14 protein-coding genes and 1 tRNA gene are annotated in these 19786 nt (G+C 41.6%); 11 read left to right on the forward strand and 4 right to left on the reverse strand.

What is annotated here, in order from left to right; genetic code table 11:
• Positions 1-24: 24 nt before the first annotated feature.
• From R2Q80_RS00210 to R2Q80_RS00220, 3 genes are all read right to left on the reverse strand, one after another.
• Positions 25-651: a carbonic anhydrase gene (locus R2Q80_RS00210; protein ID WP_047801347.1), complete on the reverse strand. Its 627-nt coding sequence runs from the start codon at positions 649-651 to the stop codon at positions 25-27.
• Between the two features lie 223 nt (positions 652-874).
• A complete protein-coding gene (locus R2Q80_RS00215) occupies positions 875-1474 on the reverse strand; it encodes a hypothetical protein (protein ID WP_316797653.1) in 600 nt (199 codons plus the stop codon).
• A 333-nt stretch (positions 1475-1807) separates the two neighbouring features.
• Positions 1808-2398, reverse strand: a complete 591-nt coding sequence (locus tag R2Q80_RS00220) for a Crp/Fnr family transcriptional regulator (protein ID WP_316797654.1) — start codon at positions 2396-2398, stop codon at positions 1808-1810.
• A gap of 61 nt (positions 2399-2459) precedes the next feature.
• Between R2Q80_RS00220 and R2Q80_RS00225 the strand changes: the two genes are divergently transcribed.
• The 5 genes from R2Q80_RS00225 to R2Q80_RS00245 all read left to right on the forward strand — a co-directional run bounded on the left by R2Q80_RS00225 (position 2460) and on the right by R2Q80_RS00245 (position 6413).
• Complete coding sequence (locus R2Q80_RS00225) at positions 2460-3155, forward strand: HAD family hydrolase (protein ID WP_316797655.1); 696 nt, start codon at positions 2460-2462, stop codon at positions 3153-3155.
• Positions 3152-3799 (forward strand): chloramphenicol acetyltransferase, encoded by a 648-nt coding sequence (locus R2Q80_RS00230; protein ID WP_316797656.1) that lies wholly within the window; start codon positions 3152-3154, stop codon positions 3797-3799. The genes R2Q80_RS00225 and R2Q80_RS00230 overlap by 4 nt, the downstream gene beginning before the upstream one ends.
• Before the next feature lie 34 nt (positions 3800-3833).
• The gene (locus R2Q80_RS00235; RefSeq protein ID WP_316797657.1) at positions 3834-4040 is read left to right on the forward strand and encodes a hypothetical protein; all 207 of its coding nucleotides are present in this window, start codon (positions 3834-3836) and stop codon (positions 4038-4040) included.
• A 106-nt stretch (positions 4041-4146) separates the two neighbouring features.
• Positions 4147-4220: transfer RNA gene (locus R2Q80_RS00240), tRNA-Ala, on the forward strand.
• A 204-nt stretch (positions 4221-4424) separates the two neighbouring features.
• Entirely contained in the window at positions 4425-6413 is a 1989-nt protein-coding gene (locus R2Q80_RS00245) for an ATP-binding protein (protein WP_316797658.1), read from the forward strand.
• Between the two features lie 60 nt (positions 6414-6473).
• Here the strand turns inward: R2Q80_RS00245 and R2Q80_RS00250 are convergent, their stop codons facing one another.
• Complete coding sequence (locus R2Q80_RS00250) at positions 6474-8912, reverse strand: bifunctional YncE family protein/alkaline phosphatase family protein (protein ID WP_316797659.1); 2439 nt, start codon at positions 8910-8912, stop codon at positions 6474-6476.
• Positions 8913-9170: 258 nt separating this feature from the next.
• Here R2Q80_RS00250 and R2Q80_RS00255 point away from each other — a divergent pair, with 258 nt between their 5' ends.
• The 6 genes from R2Q80_RS00255 to R2Q80_RS00280 all read left to right on the forward strand — a co-directional run bounded on the left by R2Q80_RS00255 (position 9171) and on the right by R2Q80_RS00280 (position 19783).
• The gene (locus R2Q80_RS00255; RefSeq protein ID WP_316797660.1) at positions 9171-9752 is read left to right on the forward strand and encodes an RNA polymerase sigma-70 factor; all 582 of its coding nucleotides are present in this window, start codon (positions 9171-9173) and stop codon (positions 9750-9752) included.
• Positions 9753-9849: 97 nt separating this feature from the next.
• Positions 9850-11034, forward strand: coding sequence for a FecR family protein (locus R2Q80_RS00260; RefSeq protein ID WP_316797661.1), 1185 nt, complete (start codon positions 9850-9852; stop codon positions 11032-11034).
• A 143-nt stretch (positions 11035-11177) separates the two neighbouring features.
• On the forward strand, positions 11178-14780 hold the full coding sequence (locus R2Q80_RS00265) for a SusC/RagA family TonB-linked outer membrane protein (RefSeq protein ID WP_316797662.1): 3603 nt from the start codon (positions 11178-11180) through the stop codon (positions 14778-14780).
• A 5-nt stretch (positions 14781-14785) separates the two neighbouring features.
• Positions 14786-16156: a RagB/SusD family nutrient uptake outer membrane protein gene (locus R2Q80_RS00270; RefSeq protein ID WP_316797663.1), complete on the forward strand. Its 1371-nt coding sequence runs from the start codon at positions 14786-14788 to the stop codon at positions 16154-16156.
• Positions 16157-16168: 12 nt separating this feature from the next.
• Complete coding sequence (locus R2Q80_RS00275) at positions 16169-18148, forward strand: TlpA disulfide reductase family protein (RefSeq protein ID WP_316797664.1); 1980 nt, start codon at positions 16169-16171, stop codon at positions 18146-18148.
• Positions 18149-18151: 3 nt separating this feature from the next.
• A complete protein-coding gene (locus R2Q80_RS00280; protein ID WP_316797665.1) occupies positions 18152-19783 on the forward strand; it encodes a S41 family peptidase in 1632 nt (543 codons plus the stop codon).
• Positions 19784-19786: the final 3 nt, after the last annotated feature.

Below are 19786 nucleotides of genomic sequence, written 5' to 3' on the forward strand. Positions count from 1 at the left end.
TTCCATTTTTAATTTATAACCAAACTAGTATAGGTCATAAATCTCTTTGATGTCTTTCAATACCGCTTTGAAATCCAGTTTCAGATCGATAAGCTTGCCGGTACGAATATCAAATACCCAGCCATGAACGGTTAAACCACGTTCTGTAATCGCTTGTTGAATTGCAGCTGTTTTAAGCAGGTTTACACACTGTTCCTGAACATTCAGCTCCACTAAACGGTCATAGCGTTTTCCTTCATCCTCAATCGCATTTAACTCATCTTTATGGGTCCGGTACACATCACGGATGTTTCTTAACCATGGATTTAAGATACCCATGTCTGCAGGCTGCATAGCGGCTTTCACACCACCACAGTTATAATGCCCGCAAACCACAACGTGTTTCACTTTTAAATGGCGAACAGAGTAGTTTAAAACGGTCATCACATTTAAGTCTACGTTATTTACCAGATTAGCTACGTTACGGTGTACAAAGGCCTCTCCTGGTTTTATACCCATTAAATCTTCTGCCGTTACGCGGCTATCCGAACAGCCGATGTATAAAAATTCAGGGGTTTGCCCTTTTGCCAGTTCTGTAAAATAATCAGGATTGATGGCCAGTTTATCGGTGATCCATTGCTCATTGTTTTTAAATACGTCTGCTACATTCATATTTTATATCTGATTTTTGTTTTTATTAGTGTAATGAACTATTAATTTATTATAAAACTAAAGAAAGATTTCCTGATTTCTATGAGTTCTTCTTCAGTAATTGTATTGTATGTATTAAAATACTCAGGCTATCCAGAAACAACAGCGATGGTGAATATGTTTTTACAATAAAAAAAGGTCCTGGTATAATGCCAGGACCTTACATAGGTAGATGAAATAGATTTTAGCTGGCTACAGCAATTGCATTCTTATTAATGTGTTTTGGTAGTTCTTCTAAGGTGTAAAGATTAGAAAGACATTCACCCAACACATTTTTGTGCGTATACCAGGTATTCTCGTGGGTAAAATGACACACACCGATCCCCATTTCGGTAATTATTGCCCCAATAAGGGTAGCGAAATGGCTTTCGAATAAGTTGCCACTATAGTACTTCAGTGAGAAAACCTTATTGTATTTTTCCAGTTGCCCTTCAATTTCTGGAGTTAATTTTACCGGTGGCGAAGCCTTCTTTTTTTTCTTTTTAAACAGTTTTTGCAAAAAGTTTTGCCTTACCAGCTTGTCTTTAAATAGCTTCTTTTTATATTCTTTTAAATCGAAAGACTGCATTCCCGTACTGAAATTTAACTTCAGGTTATTTTCATTGAAAGAGGTGATGCTGGGTTTGTCCCATTTAAAAACCATTGCCAATGAACCTGAAGGGTTTCTGAAAGAAAATGATGGATTCATATCCAAAACAGTTTCATGTTCATTTAGTCGTTTTAACAGGGTTGGAATAAGTTCGTCAGTGAGTGAGTTTGAGTAGATGTGAATAAAAGCGCTCATAATTTTAAGATTACTAATAGATCAGTTATTATCAGGAAATAATTCCTGTGATTTTTATACGAAATAAGGATATCTGGAAATTGAAATACTTTAGGATGCGCCCTTGGGGATCATTCCGGAAATGTCAATGGTGAATGTAAAGGTTCTTTTTTGCATGGTTGTTCATTTGTGTGTGTGCTTATAATGTATCCAGCAGATCATTTTAAGCTTAAAACGTTTGTTTGTTTGATTTCGCTACAGTAGCAAAAAAATATTTTACACACAATAACTATACCAATGATACCCTTCCATGCACCCGCAGACTTTGCTATCTAAAATCATTGTTGTCATAGATCAACTATTTTTTTCCTGAACCAGTTTTAACACCCTGTTAAAACTCCGTGTAGATATTCCCAGATAAGCCGCCATGTCTTCTTTTGAAATGGAAATCTGCTCGTCTGTCTGTAACTTCAACAATTTTTCCAAACCGTATTCCAGTGTGTATAATTGCTGAAAAGATGCCCTTGAACTGGTTTGAATAATCCGTGTAGAAAGTTCCTGAAGCAGCAAGCGGTTAAACTCAATATTTTGTTCCGTCAGGGAAATAAAAACATGATCCGGAATGGCAAACACCGTCACCTCAGTAATGGCTTCCACATTACACAGGCAATTAATTTTTTTAATGGCCTCCAATTCTCCGGCAAGCTCCCCCTTTCCCAAAAACTCAATAATGAAATCCTTTCCGTTTTCCTCAGAAATAAAACACTTGGTAATTCCATCTCTAACAATGTAGATGTTGCGTATCTGCTCTCCCTGTTCAATAAATCTGAACCCTGCCGGAAATGACTTGATGGTAATTCTTGATTCCTCATTGCCAGCATAATAACGCTCAATAAAAGATAAAAGTGATAAGTTGGTGCGTAACATCATTTCCTGTTGAGACAAATGTCCTTTTTAATCTGGTAAGCGCGATTTACATTTGCAGCACGAAATTAGTGCAATAACCATGAACAATCAAATTAGCGTAATTGCTTTCGATGCAGATGATACCCTTTGGGTAAATGAACCTTACTTCAGGGAAACCGAGGCAAAGTTTGCCGGACTGCTGGAGGATTTTTTGCCCCACCACAGCATTATAGCCGAGCTTTTAAAAACGGAGATTGATAACTTACCCCTATATGGCTATGGTATTAAGGGTTTTATGCTTAGTATGATTGAAACCGTATTGCGCATCACCGAAGGAAAAGTAAGTACAGAGGTGATCAGCCGCGCCATACAGCTGGGTCAGGAAATGCTCAACAAGCCAATAGAGCTACTCGACGGGGTAGAGGAGGTGCTGAAAGCCCTGCATGGAAAATATCAACTGGTGGTGGCAACCAAAGGTGATTTACTAGATCAGCAAAGGAAACTCAACAAATCAGGATTGGACCACTATTTCCACCACATTGAAATTATGAGCGATAAACGGGAGTCAGATTATCAAAAATTGCTTAAACACCTCGATTGCAAGCCTGAAGAATTTCTGATGCTGGGCAACTCCCTTAAATCAGATGTTCTGCCTGTATTAAATATTGGAGGATATGCAGTACATATTCCCTACCATACCACCTGGGTACATGAGCATATCGATCATACCATCGAACACGCCAATTTTTATCAGATGGAAAGCCTGTCTGACGTTTTACCTAAATTATTAGAATGAGAGAAAAAATAGATATCAACACCTGGATCAGAAAAGATCACTTTAACTTTTTTAACAGTTTTACAGAGCCTTTCTTTGGCGTAACTGTAGAAGTCGACTGCACTTCAACCTATCAGGAGGCAAAACAAAAAGAACAATCATTCTTCTTGCTCTACCTGTACAAATCCCTTCAGGCTGCCAATGCAGTAGAGCCCTTTCGTTACCGCATAATCGATGGCCAGGTTTGGAAATACGATCAGGTACATGCTTCCGCAACCATCAACCGGCCCAACGGAACTTTCGGTTTTGGCTACATCGATTTCAACGATGAATTCAATAAATTCCTGGCAGGCGCAGAAAAAGAAATACAGCAGGTGCAAAATACCAGCGGATTGATCCCGTCTTCTTCAGGCGAAAATGTAATCCACTATTCAGCCCTTCCGTGGCTCGATTTCAAATCACTCTCGCACGCCCGTAACTTCTCCTACCAGGATAGCTGTCCCAAAATATCCTTTGGTAAAGTAAAAGATCTGGGGGGCAGGAAAATCATGACCATCTCCATCCACGTAAGTCACGCCCTGATGGACGGTTTTCATGTATCACAGTTTGTTGCTCAGTATCAGTCCCTGCTAAACAAGGAGATTAAGGATTTAATTACTGCTTAATTTAAGCTTAATACTGGAGCATTAATTTGGGTGAATGTTTCTAGCCACCATCATCATTCCCTTTTATGTTCTGGCCATTATCGCCATCTTTTTCATCAACTCTTTTCAAAAAGGAATGCTGTTTATGGTGATGATGCTGATTGCCACTTTTATATTGTTCTTATTTATAACCAATCCTTTACCTTCGGCCATGGGCGTAATTTGCTTTATGGCTTTATTCGCATTTAAACTTAAAGATTAAATATCATTTGCATTAGTTAAACTTATTACTATTTTTGCAACGCAGCAGGATAGTCGGTTTATCAGGATACACCTCAAATGCTTTATCCAGTACTGCAATTGAAATCGGGGGATTAGCTCATTTGGCTAGAGCGCTTCGCTGGCAGTGAAGAGGTGATCGGTTCGAATCCGATATTCTCCACATCATCTTCTAAGTCATTCAAAAAACAATGACTTAGAAGATTTTTACCCTCCTAAATTTGACTCAATCTGCGACTACACGCATCATCAGTATAAGTAACACTTTCACTCACAATGCCTAACATAAGTGCAATCGATCATCTCGTTATGGTGTTTTTGAATATTTTTATAAGTGTGTATATTTGATGACTTCTAAAAATAAAATATGTCAGTCTATTCTCAAACGCAGAATGAACAAGATCGTCTTCTTGCGCTCCATTCGTATCAAATTTTAGATACACTTCCGGAAGAAGAATATAACGACCTGACTGAGCTGGCGGCTGGTATTTGCGGTACACCAATTGCCCTGATCAGCCTGGTGGATAAGGATAGGCAATGGTTTAAATCCGACTATGGCCTTGGGGTTGCAGAAACAGACAGGGCTTACTCTTTTTGTGCACATGCTATTCTGGACCCTAAAGAATTGATGGAAGTAGAGGACGCTACCAAGGATGAGCGGTTTAGCGATAATCCTTTGGTAACAGGTCATCCCGATATTGCATTTTATGCAGGCGTTCCCCTCGTTAATCAGGAAGGGTTTGCTTTAGGCTCACTTTGCGTAATCGATTCGGTTGCGAAAAAGCTTACCGACCCGCAAAAGAAAGCCTTGAGGATCATTGCCCGCCAGGTAATGGATAAAATGGAACTCCGCCGCAACCTCAGGTTGTTGAGAGAGGCTGATGAAGAAAAACAAAGACTACTCAATGCCAGTTTATTAAGCGACGCACGTGGACGTAGACTGATCAATCAGGCACCCGTTGCCATAATCTTATTTCGTGGTATTGATCTGAACATTGAGGCTGCCAACCCTCAAATGCTTGAATTACTGGGTAAAACCGCAGATATTGTGGGCAAACCTTTACTTGATGCAATCCCGGAACTCGCCGGGCAAGAGGCTTACCAAATGCTTTTTAAAGTATTTACAACCGGAGAAACCATTCGTGGTTATGGTAATCAGGTAACTTTGATACGCAATGGACAACAGGAAACCGGTTACTATGATTTCACCTATAGCCCCCTCATAGAGGATGGTCAAATTACCGGTGTAATTGATATGGCAGTCAATGTAACCGAACAGGTTAAGGCCCGCAATGATCTGGAACGCTTGAACAAGCAATTTAATTTAGCGGTTTCAGCAGCTCGTCTGGGGATCTGGCACATTAACCCGCTATCAAAAAACCTGCAATACAACGATATGCTGGCCAGGATTTTCGGCTATGAAAGCAGTTTGCCAATGACTTATGAGCAGGCTATAGGGCAAGTGACAGAGGAGTTCCGCCCAATCATTCAGGCCGATATCGAAAGGTCGATCAAAGATGGCTTAGATTATGATATCACTTATCAGCAAAAGCGCTTTAACGATAACAAGATCATTTGGCTACGCTCGCTCGGCCGGGTTACCCAAGATGAAAACGGAGAATTGGACAACTTCTCGGGCATTGTCATGGACATTACCGAAGCAAAAGAGGATGATCAGCGTAAAAATGATTTTATTGCCATGGTTAGCCATGAGCTGAAAACACCGCTCACCTCTTTGAATGGCTTTTTGAAGGTACTCGAAATGAAGGCAAAAAAGGGTGACGATAGCCTCTCACAAACCATTCTGGAAAAAGGGAGGAAGCAGGTGAGTAAAATGACCACTATGATCAACGGGTTTCTCAATGTCTCCCGCCTGGAGGCTGGAAAAATCCATATAGACAAAAATCGTTTTGATATGAAAGATCTGGTAAGGGAAATTCAAGACGAAACGATTCCAGCTAATACTACTCATCAGATTATTTTCGAGTCAGTATCAACAACCTGGGTAGAAGGTGATCGGGATAAGATTGGCCAGGTCATTACCAACTTCATCAGCAACGCACTAAAATACTCCGCACCCGATACAACTATCCGGATTGCCTGTGTGGCAGACGAGGGTTGCGCCAGGGTAAGCGTATGTGATGAGGGAATGGGTATCGCTGAAAAAGACCTGGAAAAATTGTTCGATCGCTATTACCGGGTGGAGGGAAATAACACGGCAGGCATAGCCGGATTTGGGATCGGCCTCTATCTGTGTTCAGAAATTATTCAGAGACATCAGGGCAGGATATGGGTAGAAAGTATTCCCCAAAAAGGATCTACCTTTTTCTTCAGTATTCCTGTCTCTAACCCCTAATCCGAAATGTTTTATAACACGCGGTCTGGAGACCGGACAATTAAATTTAGGCTCCGGCAATCAATCATCATCATCCTTTTTTCTCTTTTCCAAAATCACAAAGGCGCTTCTCTTAGGCGCGGGCATTACAGAATTTTCACCCTTTACTGATTTCCAGATCACCTCATTCAAATCCAGATCGGGCGCCGAGTCTTCTTTGGCAAAGTTGAAAAGTTCTGATCTTCTGCTGCTCTCATTAACGGCAACGTTTCTGTTATTCAGATTAATTGAAGGTGTGATAACGTTATATGGTGTAAGGTCTGGTTTCTCCGTAAAACATTCAAACAGCGGTACTGCGGCAGCATCATATTGGCTCATCGGTGGTAATCCCAGAATCAATTCCATCGTTCTTAAAAATCCCGAAGTAGAATACATGGTGTGAACAACTGATTTTCTTTTTACGTACGGGCCGATGATATAGGCCGGAGAGCGGTGTGCATCCACATGGTCCGGGCCGTTCTGGGCATCATCCTCCAGAATAAATACAACAGACTCTTTCCATATCGGGCTGTGGGAAAGCCTTTCCAATATTCTGCCAACCGCAAGATCGTTATCTGCCACTGCAGACTGTGGTGACACTTTTCCTTTTTTCTGTCCGCTGGTATGATCATTCGATACCCGGAGCGTATTGAATTGTGGAACGGACCCTGCAACCACAAGAGAATCAAAATCATGTATCCAGGCGTCAGCCCTTACCTGATCGGTGATGTCCATATCAAATCCAGGTGAGGCGGGACACATATGTCCCTGAAGAGACTTTATATTTGCTTTCGCATAATCTCCAAATTCACCGTAGCTGCGGTAGCTCACTCCGGCCCGCTGACAGTAATCCCAAATAAAGCCACCTTTAGGATAAGTTACCGGTCTGCCGCCTTCAAAAGTAGTGCTTCCGCCTCGTGCGCCGTAGCTTGTAGGCCATGTTTTCTCTACCACATCAGTAGCATACGCAGCCGTACTCCAGTTATGTCCGTCGGCGCTCACTTCCGCATCTACATAAAAATTATCCAGTAACACATAATTCTCCGCAAAAGCATGCTGGTTCGGCGTAATTTTTTTTCCAAAAAGGGTTAGCGTCGAATCGCCATTACCTTTTGCCATATCTCCGAGCACCTGATCATAAGTTCGGTTTTCTTTGATGATGTAAAAAACGTGCTTGATGGGCGATTTCTCTCCCTGCTTACGGGGAATTGGATTGCCTGCCTCACCATCCGCCATAATCGCTTTCTTATCAGTAAAGGGCGTATTGGCATAAACTTGCCGGGTGTAAGTTTTTAACTGCTCCGGCTTAGGCACATCGATAAAGGATAAACTCCCCTTAAATAAACCTGCGATATACTGAAGCTTGTTATTGGCCGTACTTCCCATTTGATAGCCACTGTTATCAGCCTTTGAAACCGGCTGCGGACCCTTAGGGTTTGCCATGGAGGTATTGCCTTTACCATTAGAAACCAGAATCTTTGAGCCTGTAACCTTAACGCTAGTAGGGTACCATCCAACAGGGATAAAGCCCTGACTCTCACTGGTTCCAGGGCGGCTGACGTCAAAAACTGCCAGGCAGTTATTGTCTGCATTGGCAATATACAGGGTTTTTTCATTCGCACTCAGGGCTAAACCATTTGTAGTTGAGCCTGTTAACTGAGTTGCGTATAAAGTTGTGGCAATTGTTTCGATCACTTTACTGGTTAGCGTATTAATCACCGAAACAGAATTATCATTTGCATTAGCCACAAACAGATAATTTCCCTTTCTGTTAAGCAAAAGTTCGTTGGGATGATCGCCTACAGGAATAGTTGCGACGATTTTTTCGTCAGCGGTATTTACTACCGCCACCGCACGACCTCCCCATAATGAAACGTATAATTTAGATTCATCGCCTGAAAGGACACAGCTGTATGCAATCGCCGGCAATTGAATTTTCTGTGTGATTCGTTTATCTTCAGGATTGATAAAATAAAGGCAACTGTCTTCTTTGGTTACGGTAAAAAGTTTTGTACCTGATTTATTTACTGCAATGCCTGCGGGGCTTATTTTGCTTTTTGGCCAGGGCTCCCCAAGTTTTATAGTATCGCTCTCTGCTAGATTCTGATTACGGATCGTGAATTTGATGATGATGTTATCGTTTCCTCCCGATACATAAAGGTGGTTTTCATCTTTGCTGAAAGCAAGCCCGTACCATGATTTAGCCAAAACCTTTTCATCTAATATCTTCTCACTTTTCGCATCGATCAACTGCAGCGATTGGGTACTTTGCCCGTTATTGGTAACCGCTATATATTTTCCTGAAGGACTCACCTGCATATTCAATGGTAAATCGCCAAGGGGAATAGAATGGCCTGCCGGACTTAATTTCCAGCCGTTGGGTAAAAGGACCTGTTTGGTATGTTCAATTTTTCCCGGCCACTGAGCATATACTTCCTGAATAATCATGGAGATGATAAACAGGACGATGATTTTTTTCATGATGAGGTATTTAACAAATGGTTAAAAGTAAGTTCGGAATATTAATCTAATATTAAACCTGTCCTCAAAACAAAAATTTTACAAAGAAGCATTTCGCTCTACCGCTTAATTCGGCTAATATTCATTGTGTCTCATTTCTTACTATCCATCAACCATAAAAGAATGCGTAATTTTTAGATTCCTTACAATTCAGATCATCATTTCAGAATGTAAAAAATATGATAGATTTTAACCGAATAATTTTACATTTACGGTTGCATGAGTCCCTATTACAGTGAATATGATGATCAGAAGCTCGTTGCGCTGTTAAAAGAGCGGGATGATGTCGCTTTCGCTGAAATTTATAAAAGGTACTGGCCTATCCTTTATAAGCATGCCTACCGGATGTTGAAAGATGACAGTGAAAGTGAAGATGTGGTGCAGGAAGTATTTACCAATTTCTGGCATAAAGCGCCTTCCCTGCAGGATGAAATTACATTAGGTGCTTACCTCTATGTCTCTACCCGCAATGCAATACTGAACTTTTTCAGTAAAAATAAATCCCACAGTAGCTATATCAATGATTTAGCTGTATTTATGGACACCAGTCAGGAAATCACTGATCACCTCATTCGCGAGCGTATTTTGGCCAGGCTTATCGAGGATGAAATCCTGAGGCTCCCGGCGAGGATGAGAGCGGTATTTGAGCTGAAACGAAAACAAAATCTTTCTTATAAAGAGATTGCTGATGTAATGAATATCTCAGAACTCACCGTAAAAACACAAATGAATAAGGCAATATCCACCTTGAGGAAGAAATTTGGTAATCATTTGTCTTTATTTCTGGGTATTTTATGGTAATGTTGCTATAATTTAATAGAAAAATAACTTTTTTTTAATATCGTATACAACATTACCCTCAGTTGGCTGTCATCATTATATGTCACCTATATAATGAATGAAAACTAACGCTAAAAAACTAATTAAAAGTTACCTGAATAATGATCTTTCGCCACAACAGCAGGCGAAACTGGAAACCTGGTATTTGCTGAAGGCAGAGGAGGCGGATACGCAAGCGCCAGAACCAGACTTCGATCAGATCGATACCCGGCTATGGGACCGTATTCTTGGGGATACACGGGATTTCACGCCCAAAAAGAAGTCTCTGAAGTTAAAACACCTTTTTACGTACGCAAACAAATATGTCAGAATCGGTATCGCTGCAAGTTTGCTGCTCATTGCAGGTTCTGGTTACTTTCTTCTGAATCAAAAAAATATGGTAAACGAAAGATTTACCATTTCAAAAACACTGGATCTTGCACCAGGTGCAGACAAAGCAGTTTTACAACTGTCTGATGGCAGGAAAATAATACTGAATCAGGATTTAGGTACCCGGGTAGCTATGGAAGCAGGTGTTGAAATTACCAAGTCTTCCGATGGCACGCTTACTTATAATGCATTGCCAGGCAAAGCTGGCTCAGCAGGCTTTAATACCATTAGCACTCCCGCAGGGGGTCAGTATGCCGTCGTACTCCCGGATGGCTCTAAAGTTTACCTGAATGCAGGATCTTCCCTGCGTTATCCAACCGCTTTTGCATCTACAGCAAGAAAGGTAACACTTAGCGGCGAAGGTTATTTCGAGGTGGCCCACCAGGAACAGAAGGGCAGGCTTTTACCATTTATTGTATCGGTAATACAAGGGAATGCGCCAGCTCAGGAGGTGCAGGTACTAGGTACCCATTTCAATATCAATGCTTACCAGGATGAACCCGTTATAAAAACTACACTACTGCAGGGAAGCGTAAAAGTGGCTGCTTCCGGTGGTCAGCAAATGATGTTAAAACCCGGTCAGCAGTCGGCACTTGCAGCCGGCCACCTTCAGCTTTCAAAAGCTGATAGTGAGATGGCCATCGCCTGGAAAAACGGAGAATTTGTATTCAGGGAAGATTTGCGCAGTGCACTTCGAAAAGTAGCCCGATGGTATGATGTTGAGGTGGTGTATGAAAAAAGTGCGCCGGAGCAGTTGATGCTTGGGGGCTGGATGTCCAGAGGAACCAATATATCTGAAGTGCTCAATCATATCCAATTAACAGGAAAAGTACACTTTAAACTGGAAGGAAGGAGGGTGATCGTTTCTGAGTAAAGCCTAAACGATACCGGATGAAAAACCAGGAATGCTTGCAGGCATCCCTGGATAAATCTGGCTGTCGACAATTAATTATCAACTATTAACCGCATAGGGCCCGACCTTCGAACTTCTGGCCTGTGCAATAACCAAACAAACAAATGTATAAAAATTTTACTTCACCCCGGCTGCCTGCCAGGCAGTTCCGTAAACTGCTACGTGTTATGCGACTAACAGCTGTGATCCTTTTAACCGCATTGGTACAACTCAGCGCTGCAACCATGGCGCAAAGGGTTTCTATTGTAGAAAAAAGTGTGCCATTAGAGAAGGTGCTCAAAGAAATTCGCAAGCAAAGTGGTTACGATATTATCTATGATCTTAACATTGTACTGAATGCCAAACCAGTATCTATTAGCGTCAACCAGGTAAACGTTTTTGAGGCAGTTCAAAAATCTCTTAACGCCCAGGACTTGACTTTTTCTGTCGACGGTAAAACCATCATCATCAAAGAACGAAATGCAATCGATAAACTAACTGATATCATTGACGACCATAATGTTAAAATAGTGGTCAGAGATTCATTAAACCGACTCTTGCCAGGCGCTAATGTTTATAATAAAACCATAAATAAAATGTATGTTACCGATAAAGCAGGGGAATTGGTGATCAAAGATATTCCCGCAAATGGTTATGTACTGCAGGTTTCCTATTTGGGGTATAAAGGCGAAGAAATTTTTGTTGATCGAAAAACCATCACTTATTTAGTAACACTGAGACCAGTATCTGCTGTTTTAGAAGATATCAATGTAGTTTCCAATGGTTATCAAAAAATTAGCAAAGAGCGGGTTGCAGGTGCATACACCGTAATTTCAGGTAAGGAACTGGAAGCAAACCCTGCTGTTAATATTCTCGAACGCTTAGAAGGGCAGGTTGCCGGGGTTAAATTCGATATCAAGGGAAATAGTGTTCAAATCCGTGGCGTAAATAACTACAGCGGCGGTAGTGGCATTCCGCTGATTGTCCTGGACGGGTTTCCATTAATGAATTCAAGCGATTTGGCAATGCTTACTAAGCAGGTTGGCGGGAATACTTTTGGCAATTCAGTCATCAGTAATGTAAATATCGCGGATATAGAGCAGATTACATTTTTAAAAGATGCTTCTGCAACGTCAATCTGGGGTTCAAGAGCTGCAAATGGCGTAATTGTAATTGAAACTAAAAAAGGCAGAAAGATAGCACCGTCCTTAAATGTAAGTTACCTTTTCGGTATCTCTAAAAATCCGTCTATCGCCGATTTGCACTGGATGAATAGTGCCCAGTATATTGATTTGGAGCAGGAAATGGTTGATAAAGGATTGCTTGTAGATCCGGCAGCGGCGCCAGCATCGAGTGCCATTTACACGCCAAATAATAGTGAGGCTACCGAATGGATGTTTAAAGTAAAACGCGGCACGGCTACAATTGCCCAGCGAGATGCAGCTTTGGCAGAAATCGGATCGAGAGATGGAATGGCGCAAATAGAAAAATATTTGTTGCAGAACGCGGTGAACCACCAGTACAATCTTTCGTACTCAGGTGGGTCAGAAAGCAGTACCTATTATATCTCTGGCAACTACACGAAAGATACCCCAATTTTTAAAAGTAACTATGGCGAAAACGCATTCGTTAATGCCAATACCTCAACCGATTTTCTGAACAAGAAAATTACCCTGAGGGCTTTAATTAATTACCAGTATTCAAAATCTCAGTACAACGCTGCGGCAGTTAATGCGCTTTCAGTAAGCACTACGGCACTTCGTCCTTATGACTTATTGTTAGATGCCAATGGTAATAGTATCGGACGAAACATCATTATCCGTGAATCTTTAGCCAATACGATGGTATCGCAAGGTTATCTTCCTTTTACCTATAACACGTTAGATGAGTTAAATTATTCCAACTCTATTTATAAAACCAATGTTTTCAGAATGAGTGCAGGTTTAAATGGTAAAATCGCCAAATGGTTAAATGCTGATGTATCGGTATCCAACCAGCGAATGATAGAGAATGCATACACCCTGGACGAGCTAAACAGTTACGCAGGTCGGATCCTGGTTAACACGTTTACGGTTTTATTGAATGGTAAAGCTTCCAACACGGTCAATTACGGGGGCAGATATATCACTAATGGGAGAACGTCTTCTGAAACTTCCTACAGAGGGCAGTTAAATGCTGATTTGAAGATTGCTGATAAACATCAGATCAATGCCATCGCGGGCGCCGAAATAAGAGAAACCTTTTCTGATAATACTTCAGAAACCAGGTATGGCTACAATGCAGATACACGTTCGGTTATTACCGTTAACCCCACCGTACAATATCCAACCATGTACGGTTACTCCCAATCGCTGGGTGCAAACCTTAGTAATTTAACCAGCTACAGAAAACGTTATTTATCCTATTACAGTAATGCATCTTACAGCTATGATGATAAATATTTTGTAACAGGTAGCGTTCGCTTTGATGATTACACACTTTTAGGGTTGGATAGAAGCAAAAGGGCGGTTCCATTCTGGTCTCTGGGATTAAGATGGAATGCAAACAGGGAAGAATTTATTAAAGATTTAAGCTGGTTAAATACTTTTGGCGTTCGTGCTACATTGGGTACAAGTGGTGTTGTACCACAGGCAGGAACAAATATCGCCATTATTAATGTCACAGGAACTGATTTCAGAACCGGACAATCTATTGCAAGCATTGAAACACCAGCAAATTCTGATCTTGGTTGGGAAACGACCAAAATGGCCAACCTAGGTGTTGATTTTGGATTTTTTAAAGGCAGATTAGGCGGTAGTTTTGATGTGTATACCAAACGTACCAGAGGAATATTGGCTGCATTCGCCTATAATGCAACTTATGGCTGGTCTAATTTATCTTTCAATAGTGGTACATTAAGCGGAAATGGTTACGAGTTCTCTATCAATGCTGAAATATTAAGAGCAGGAAGGTTCAGCTGGAAATCCTTGCTGAATTTTGGATACAATACCAACAAGGTTACCGAGTTAAGGTATGCAAATAATGCGAGCACAATTGCGGGTACGAGCGCTACTATCGAAGGGATGCCATTAGGTTCGCTTTATGTTTACCGTTGGGCAGGCCTTGATAATAAAGGTCAAGCGCAGATTTACGACCGCAACAATAACATTATCAACAATACAACCAACTTAACCAATTCGTTTACAAAAGAAGATTTAGCTTATGTAGGCCGGCGGTATGCCCCTTACACTGCAGGATTTAACCACAATTTCAAATATGGTCAGCTGGATTTGGGTATCAGGTTTACCGGTTATTTTGGACATGTATTCTTAAAAAATGCCATTACCAATTATCCAACCACAGCCGATTTTGCTTATACGGGCGTACTTGGCCGTCAGGGTGAACTGGCAGAACGCTGGAGAAAACCAGGTGATGAGGCGACTACCGATGTGCCGGGAATAACAGGGGTAAATTTTAATAGTATCAACCGCTACCGCTTTTCTGATGCTTTGGTAAGAAGTGCAGATAATATCCGCCTGCAGCAAATCTCCTTATCTTACAATGTTCCGCAACGGTTCCTGCCACGTAACACAGTAAAATCAATTTCCCTTTCAGCCAACGTCAGGAATCTGGGAATTGTCTGGCGGGCAAATAAGGATGGGATTGATCCTGAATTTATCAACACCGGAAATTTCGGTAGTGTAACCCCTACACCAAGTTATGTTTTTGGAATAAACGCCACACTTTAATTAACATGAAAAAAAGATATTTAATTATTTGGTTTGCGCTGGCTGTTGCCATGGCAGGCTGCAGAAAATATGTAGAAATAGATCAGCTGTCTATCAGGACGTTGAAATATACTTCTGATTTCAGGTACACCCTAAATAATAACAGTGTACTTGAAGGAACATTTTCCTACCCTATTTTATCGGGCGATGATACTGAAATTAACGATGCCACAAGGCAGAATAGCCTTGGCGATATTTTAAGTAACGTATATATCTGGGCAGCAAAGTATACTTCAGAGTCGCAGAGTGATGGCGATTGGGAAAAGCAATATAAAACCATTTACACCTGCAATGAAGTGTTGGAAGGTGTCTTGACTTCGCAGGATGGCACAGAAGCTGAAAAGCAAAAGCTTTATGCCGAAGCCTTGGTGCACCGTGCCTATGCATACCTGATTTTAGTCAACATGTATGGCAAGCAATATAACGCGGCTACAGCCTCAGCTGATTTAGGGGTACCTTTGTTAACCACACCCAATTTATACACCAAATTAAACAGGGCTTCGGTTGCTGATGTGTATGCGCTTATCCTGAAAGATTTAAGATCTTCTGTAAGTCGCTTACCTGCTCTGCCAGATTATAATGTGAGGCCGGCAAAAGTTTCTGCCTATGCTATATTCGCTAAAACATACCTGAACATGCGCGATTTTAACAATGCAAGTTTGTATGCAGATAGTGCTTTAGCTTTACAAAATGGTTTGCTTGATTTGAAAACCTATGAAAGCGCAGCCAGTACAATCCCTGTACGCTTAAGCAATCCTGAAGTTATTTTCTCAAAAATTGCGAATGTGGCTTATACAGCTATTCCGGTAAGTAACGATCTGCTCACGTCTATGGGTGCAAACGATTTGCGTTACAAACTTTTTACTGATGTGAGAAGCCGCTTTGGTACACAGCTCAGTACTGCATTTACCGGAAGGGCATCATGTAAATACCTGATAAATGAATTTGTCATCAACAACGGTCCAACGGTGCCAGAAATGATGCTGATTAAAGCCGAGTGCCTGGCCAGGGCGGGCAGAACTACCGATGCGGTGGCATTAGTAAATAGTTTACGAATCAAACGATTCACTACCGCTAGCTACGTGCCTGTTACGGCATCAAGTGCCGCCGATGCATTGCGGTTGGTGGTGGAAGAAAAAAGAAAAGAGTTTTTCGGTACAGGACTGCGCTGGTTTGATCAGAAACGGTTGAACCTCGATGCGGACTTTGCTTTAACCAAAACCAGAAATTTCAAAAGTGCCGACTACACTTTGCAGCCCAATTCCAACCGTTATCTATACCCAATTGGCGACAAATACATTCTTTTAAACCCAGAGCTGGAACAAAATCCACGATAAGCTGATATCACTATGAAAAAACATTTTTTAAAAAAATGTCTGCTACTGCTTTGCCCGTTTTTTGGGCAGCAGCTGGCGGCACAAACCCTAAGTTTCAATCCTGCAGTACCCCTGCAAAACAAACAAATTACCTTTTCTTACCAGCCTAAAGGGGGCGATTTAGAATTTAGCGACGATGCTAAAGCAATGGTGGCATTTTACGATGGTTCGAAATGGAAAACCAATACCGTTGTTTTGAAGAAAGAAAACAACAATTGGACCGGAGATTATATGTTGCCGGAAAACGCTTCATTTATAGCTTTAAAATTTTATCAGGGTGAAGCGGTAACTCCTGAGGCCTTAGATAATAACCAAGGAAAAGGTTATTACAGCAAGGTACTGTCGGCGGGCAAAAAGGGTGTTTCCGGGAATTACCTTGCTGAGGCTGCTCTTCGTTCAGGTACAACCGGAGAGTGGAGTTTAAACAGTTTTGTAACCCCGGTTAAGAATGCAAAATTGATTGATTCGTTGCTGCGACTGGAAGAGAAACTTTCCTCTGGCTCGTTCCGGTCAACTTTGTTTAACTACCTCGATCTTAAGCGCATTACCATGTCGCCAGCAGATTTTGATGTTTTTGCAGATGGTGTGATGAAAAGTGAAATCAAAAAAGGAAATCTTAACGAGCAACTTCTTGCAGGGATGCAACGCTATTACACTAAAATTAAAAATGATAAAGGTGCTGATGGTGTAGAGCAGCTCATTTATAAAGATTATCCTAAAAGTGCTACATCGAGGTTTTTAGCTTACCAAAAAGCTACAAACAGCAAAAATTACCAGGCTGATGTGGAAGCCTATCTTCAAAATTTCCCTTATGCTGAATGGAAAAATGCACCCGATTACCAGGAATACATTTATTACACCATTTACAGAGGCTTAGGTGCGCATTACTTCGAAACCAATCAAATAGATAAATTTCTCTCCCTTTACCAGGATATCAATTTTAAAACCGGCAATGAAATCTACCGCTGGAATATTACCAAAGGGCAAATGATGGGCAAGGTAGATCGTAAAATGCTTTATGCAGTAAGTAATAAAATTATCCCTTATCTGCTCCAGCGCCAAAAAGATCAGTCTTACCTTATTGATTTCGGAAATGATGCTCAGAAAGCGCAGGAGAATGCCGATAACCAGATGAATGATCGTTTATTCACGCACATCTTTTTAGCCAATAACCAGGAAGATTATGCCGGGGGAAATCATTATTTCCAATATCTATCGAAATCCGGGCCGTACAGTAATGCTGATTTGAATGCCATTCACCTGAATATCTTAACGCACTTGGATGATCAGAAATCGTTGAAAACATTGCTGGAGCAAAGTGTGGCAGCCAATGCAGTTACACCAGCCATGTTTGATAAGTTAAAACTGCTTTATCAATCTGAACACAACGGTAAAGAGGAAGGCTACGATAAATATCTTGCCTCGCTAATGCCTGATGATAAAAAAGCAGAAATGCGCGCACATGTAATGGCAAACATGGTTAATTATCCCCTGGTTCCTTTCAGCCTGGAAGATGCAGATGGCAAGATGGTCAACTCTAAAGACTGGGCAGATAAAATCGTGGTAATCGATTTCTGGGCCACCTGGTGCCGCCCATGCATTATGGCATTTCCCGGCATGCAGCTTTTGGTAGATCAATATGCAAAAGATCCTAAAGTTGGGGTTTACATGATTGGTACCATGCAGTTTGGCGACTATAAAACCAAATCGGTAAACTATGTGCGGGGGGAAGGTTTTCGCTTCAACCTTTTGCACGATGCTATAGGGCCCAAAGGAGAACAGGATCAGGTGTTCAAAAGCCTGGTGCCGCTTTTCAAATCTTCTGCAATCCCAAGGAAAATTATTGTAAAAAATGGTGTGGTCAGATACAGTTCTGAAGGTTATTCGGGCAGCCCGAGCCAGCTTCGGGATGAGCTTTCAATGGCTGTGGAAATTTTAAGAGCAGAGAAATAAATTATGAAAACGAAAATAACAGTGTTATGCATAACGGCCATGTTGATGGGCTTTGCTACACAGGCGCAAATGAATCCAAAGGCTAAATTGCAGGATGCGCTTAAATTAATTCAGGATAACTATGTTGATCCGGTAAATGATGAGCAGGTTGTTGATGCGGCCATCAAAGCCATGCTCGGTGACCTCGATCCACATTCGAGTTACATTAACCGCGAAGATGTGGAAGCCATGAAAACTTCTATGACAGGCAGTTTTGCCGGTATCGGAATTACTTTCGTTATGGTTGCTGACAGTACATTTGTCACCGCAGTTAATCCTGACGGGCCTGCTGCCAAAGCCGGAATACTGGTGGGCGACAGAATCAACGCGGTTGATGGTGCAGGCATCTTCGGTAAAAAGCTCAAAAATCAGGATGTTATGCACATGCTGAGAGGCGAGAAGGGAACGGCAGTTAAATTGAGTATTATCCGTAAAGCACAAAATGCACCTCTGGAGTTCAACGTGATGAGGGAGCAGATTGCCGAACTTTCCATTGCCGCCAGTTACATGGTCAGTAAAAATGTTGGCTACATTTCTTTGTCGATTTTCTCGCAGTCTACGCGTAGGGAAATGGATGCTGCACTTAAAAACCTAAAGGCGCAAGGCATGACAAAGCTCATTCTTGATCTGCAGTCGAATGGGGGTGGTTTGGTTGAGGCAGCCATTGGTGTTGCAGATGAGTTTTTGCCAAAAGAGAGTATGGTGTTTTACTCAGTCACGAATTCTGGTGTAAAAGATCATTATTTAACGGGCGGGTTTGGGCAGTTCATGACCGGAGACCTGGTGGTACTGATCGATGAGTCTACTGCTTCTTCAAGTGAAATACTTACTGGTGCGCTACAGGACTGGGATAGGGCAGTAATTGTTGGTAGAAGAAGTTTTGGAAAAGGCCTGATGCAAAAAGGGCTTGAACTGAGCGACGGTTCCGTAATACGCCTTACTGCAGCACGCTATTACACGCCTTCAGGTAGGTCGATTCAAAAACCTTATGCAAAAGGAAAAACCGATTATTTTGAAGATTTCAACCGGAGAATGGCGTCGGGAGAACTTACCGAAGGTGGCCATATTAATTTCCCAGATTCACTTAAACATACCACTTTAAAAAACAAGCGTACAGTTTATGGTGGAGGTGGTATAATGCCTGATCAGTTTGTGCCAATTGATACGGCAATTTACAGCCGCTGGCTCAACAGGCTAATGAACAGTGGAAGGCTAAGCCAGGCAGCTTTCAATGATGTACAACAAAACCGAGCCTCACTGACTACAAAATATCCTTCATTTGAAACCTTCGACCAAACATTCTCTCCGGATGAGCAGCTGATCGATAAAATCATCGATGGCGCCATGGCCCAGGGCATCAAGCTACCATCAAAGAACGATCCGGTGCTACGAAAAACCATTGGCGTGGAACTAAAAGCAGCAATTGCTGAAATGTTATATACTGGTAAAGGGTATGCCTTAAGGGTTCGTAACGAGTCAAGCAGCACATTTAGCAACGCACTTTCCATCATTAATACACAATCTGCTTACGATAAACTGCTTGCAGCAGGCAGTGTGAAAAAATCAACATTAACAAACAAAAACTCCAAAAAATAATTC

Origin of the sequence: Pedobacter frigidisoli, from assembly GCF_032678525.1 — a bacterium.
In the GTDB taxonomy this organism is placed as follows: Bacteria; Bacteroidota; Bacteroidia; order Sphingobacteriales; family Sphingobacteriaceae; genus Pedobacter; species Pedobacter frigidisoli_A.

Excerpts from the sequence above, each read along its gene's own strand:
- R2Q80_RS00210 (WP_047801347.1), bottom strand. The coding sequence starts at position 651 with ATGAATGTAGCAGACGTATTTAAAAACAATGAGCAATGGATCACCGAT.
- R2Q80_RS00215 (WP_316797653.1), bottom strand. The coding sequence starts at position 1,474 with ATGAGCGCTTTTATTCACATCTACTCAAACTCACTCACTGACGAACTT.
- R2Q80_RS00225 (WP_316797655.1), top strand. The coding sequence starts at position 2,460 with ATGAACAATCAAATTAGCGTAATTGCTTTCGATGCAGATGATACCCTT.
- R2Q80_RS00230 (WP_316797656.1), top strand. The coding sequence starts at position 3,152 with ATGAGAGAAAAAATAGATATCAACACCTGGATCAGAAAAGATCACTTT.
- R2Q80_RS00235 (WP_316797657.1), top strand. The coding sequence starts at position 3,834 with ATGTTTCTAGCCACCATCATCATTCCCTTTTATGTTCTGGCCATTATC.
- R2Q80_RS00245 (WP_316797658.1), top strand. The coding sequence starts at position 4,425 with ATGTCAGTCTATTCTCAAACGCAGAATGAACAAGATCGTCTTCTTGCG.
- R2Q80_RS00250 (WP_316797659.1), bottom strand. The coding sequence starts at position 8,912 with ATGAAAAAAATCATCGTCCTGTTTATCATCTCCATGATTATTCAGGAA.
- R2Q80_RS00255 (WP_316797660.1), top strand. The coding sequence starts at position 9,171 with ATGAGTCCCTATTACAGTGAATATGATGATCAGAAGCTCGTTGCGCTG.
- R2Q80_RS00260 (WP_316797661.1), top strand. The coding sequence starts at position 9,850 with ATGAAAACTAACGCTAAAAAACTAATTAAAAGTTACCTGAATAATGAT.
- R2Q80_RS00265 (WP_316797662.1), top strand. The coding sequence starts at position 11,178 with ATGTATAAAAATTTTACTTCACCCCGGCTGCCTGCCAGGCAGTTCCGT.
- R2Q80_RS00270 (WP_316797663.1), top strand. The coding sequence starts at position 14,786 with ATGAAAAAAAGATATTTAATTATTTGGTTTGCGCTGGCTGTTGCCATG.
- R2Q80_RS00275 (WP_316797664.1), top strand. The coding sequence starts at position 16,169 with ATGAAAAAACATTTTTTAAAAAAATGTCTGCTACTGCTTTGCCCGTTT.
- R2Q80_RS00280 (WP_316797665.1), top strand. The coding sequence starts at position 18,152 with ATGAAAACGAAAATAACAGTGTTATGCATAACGGCCATGTTGATGGGC.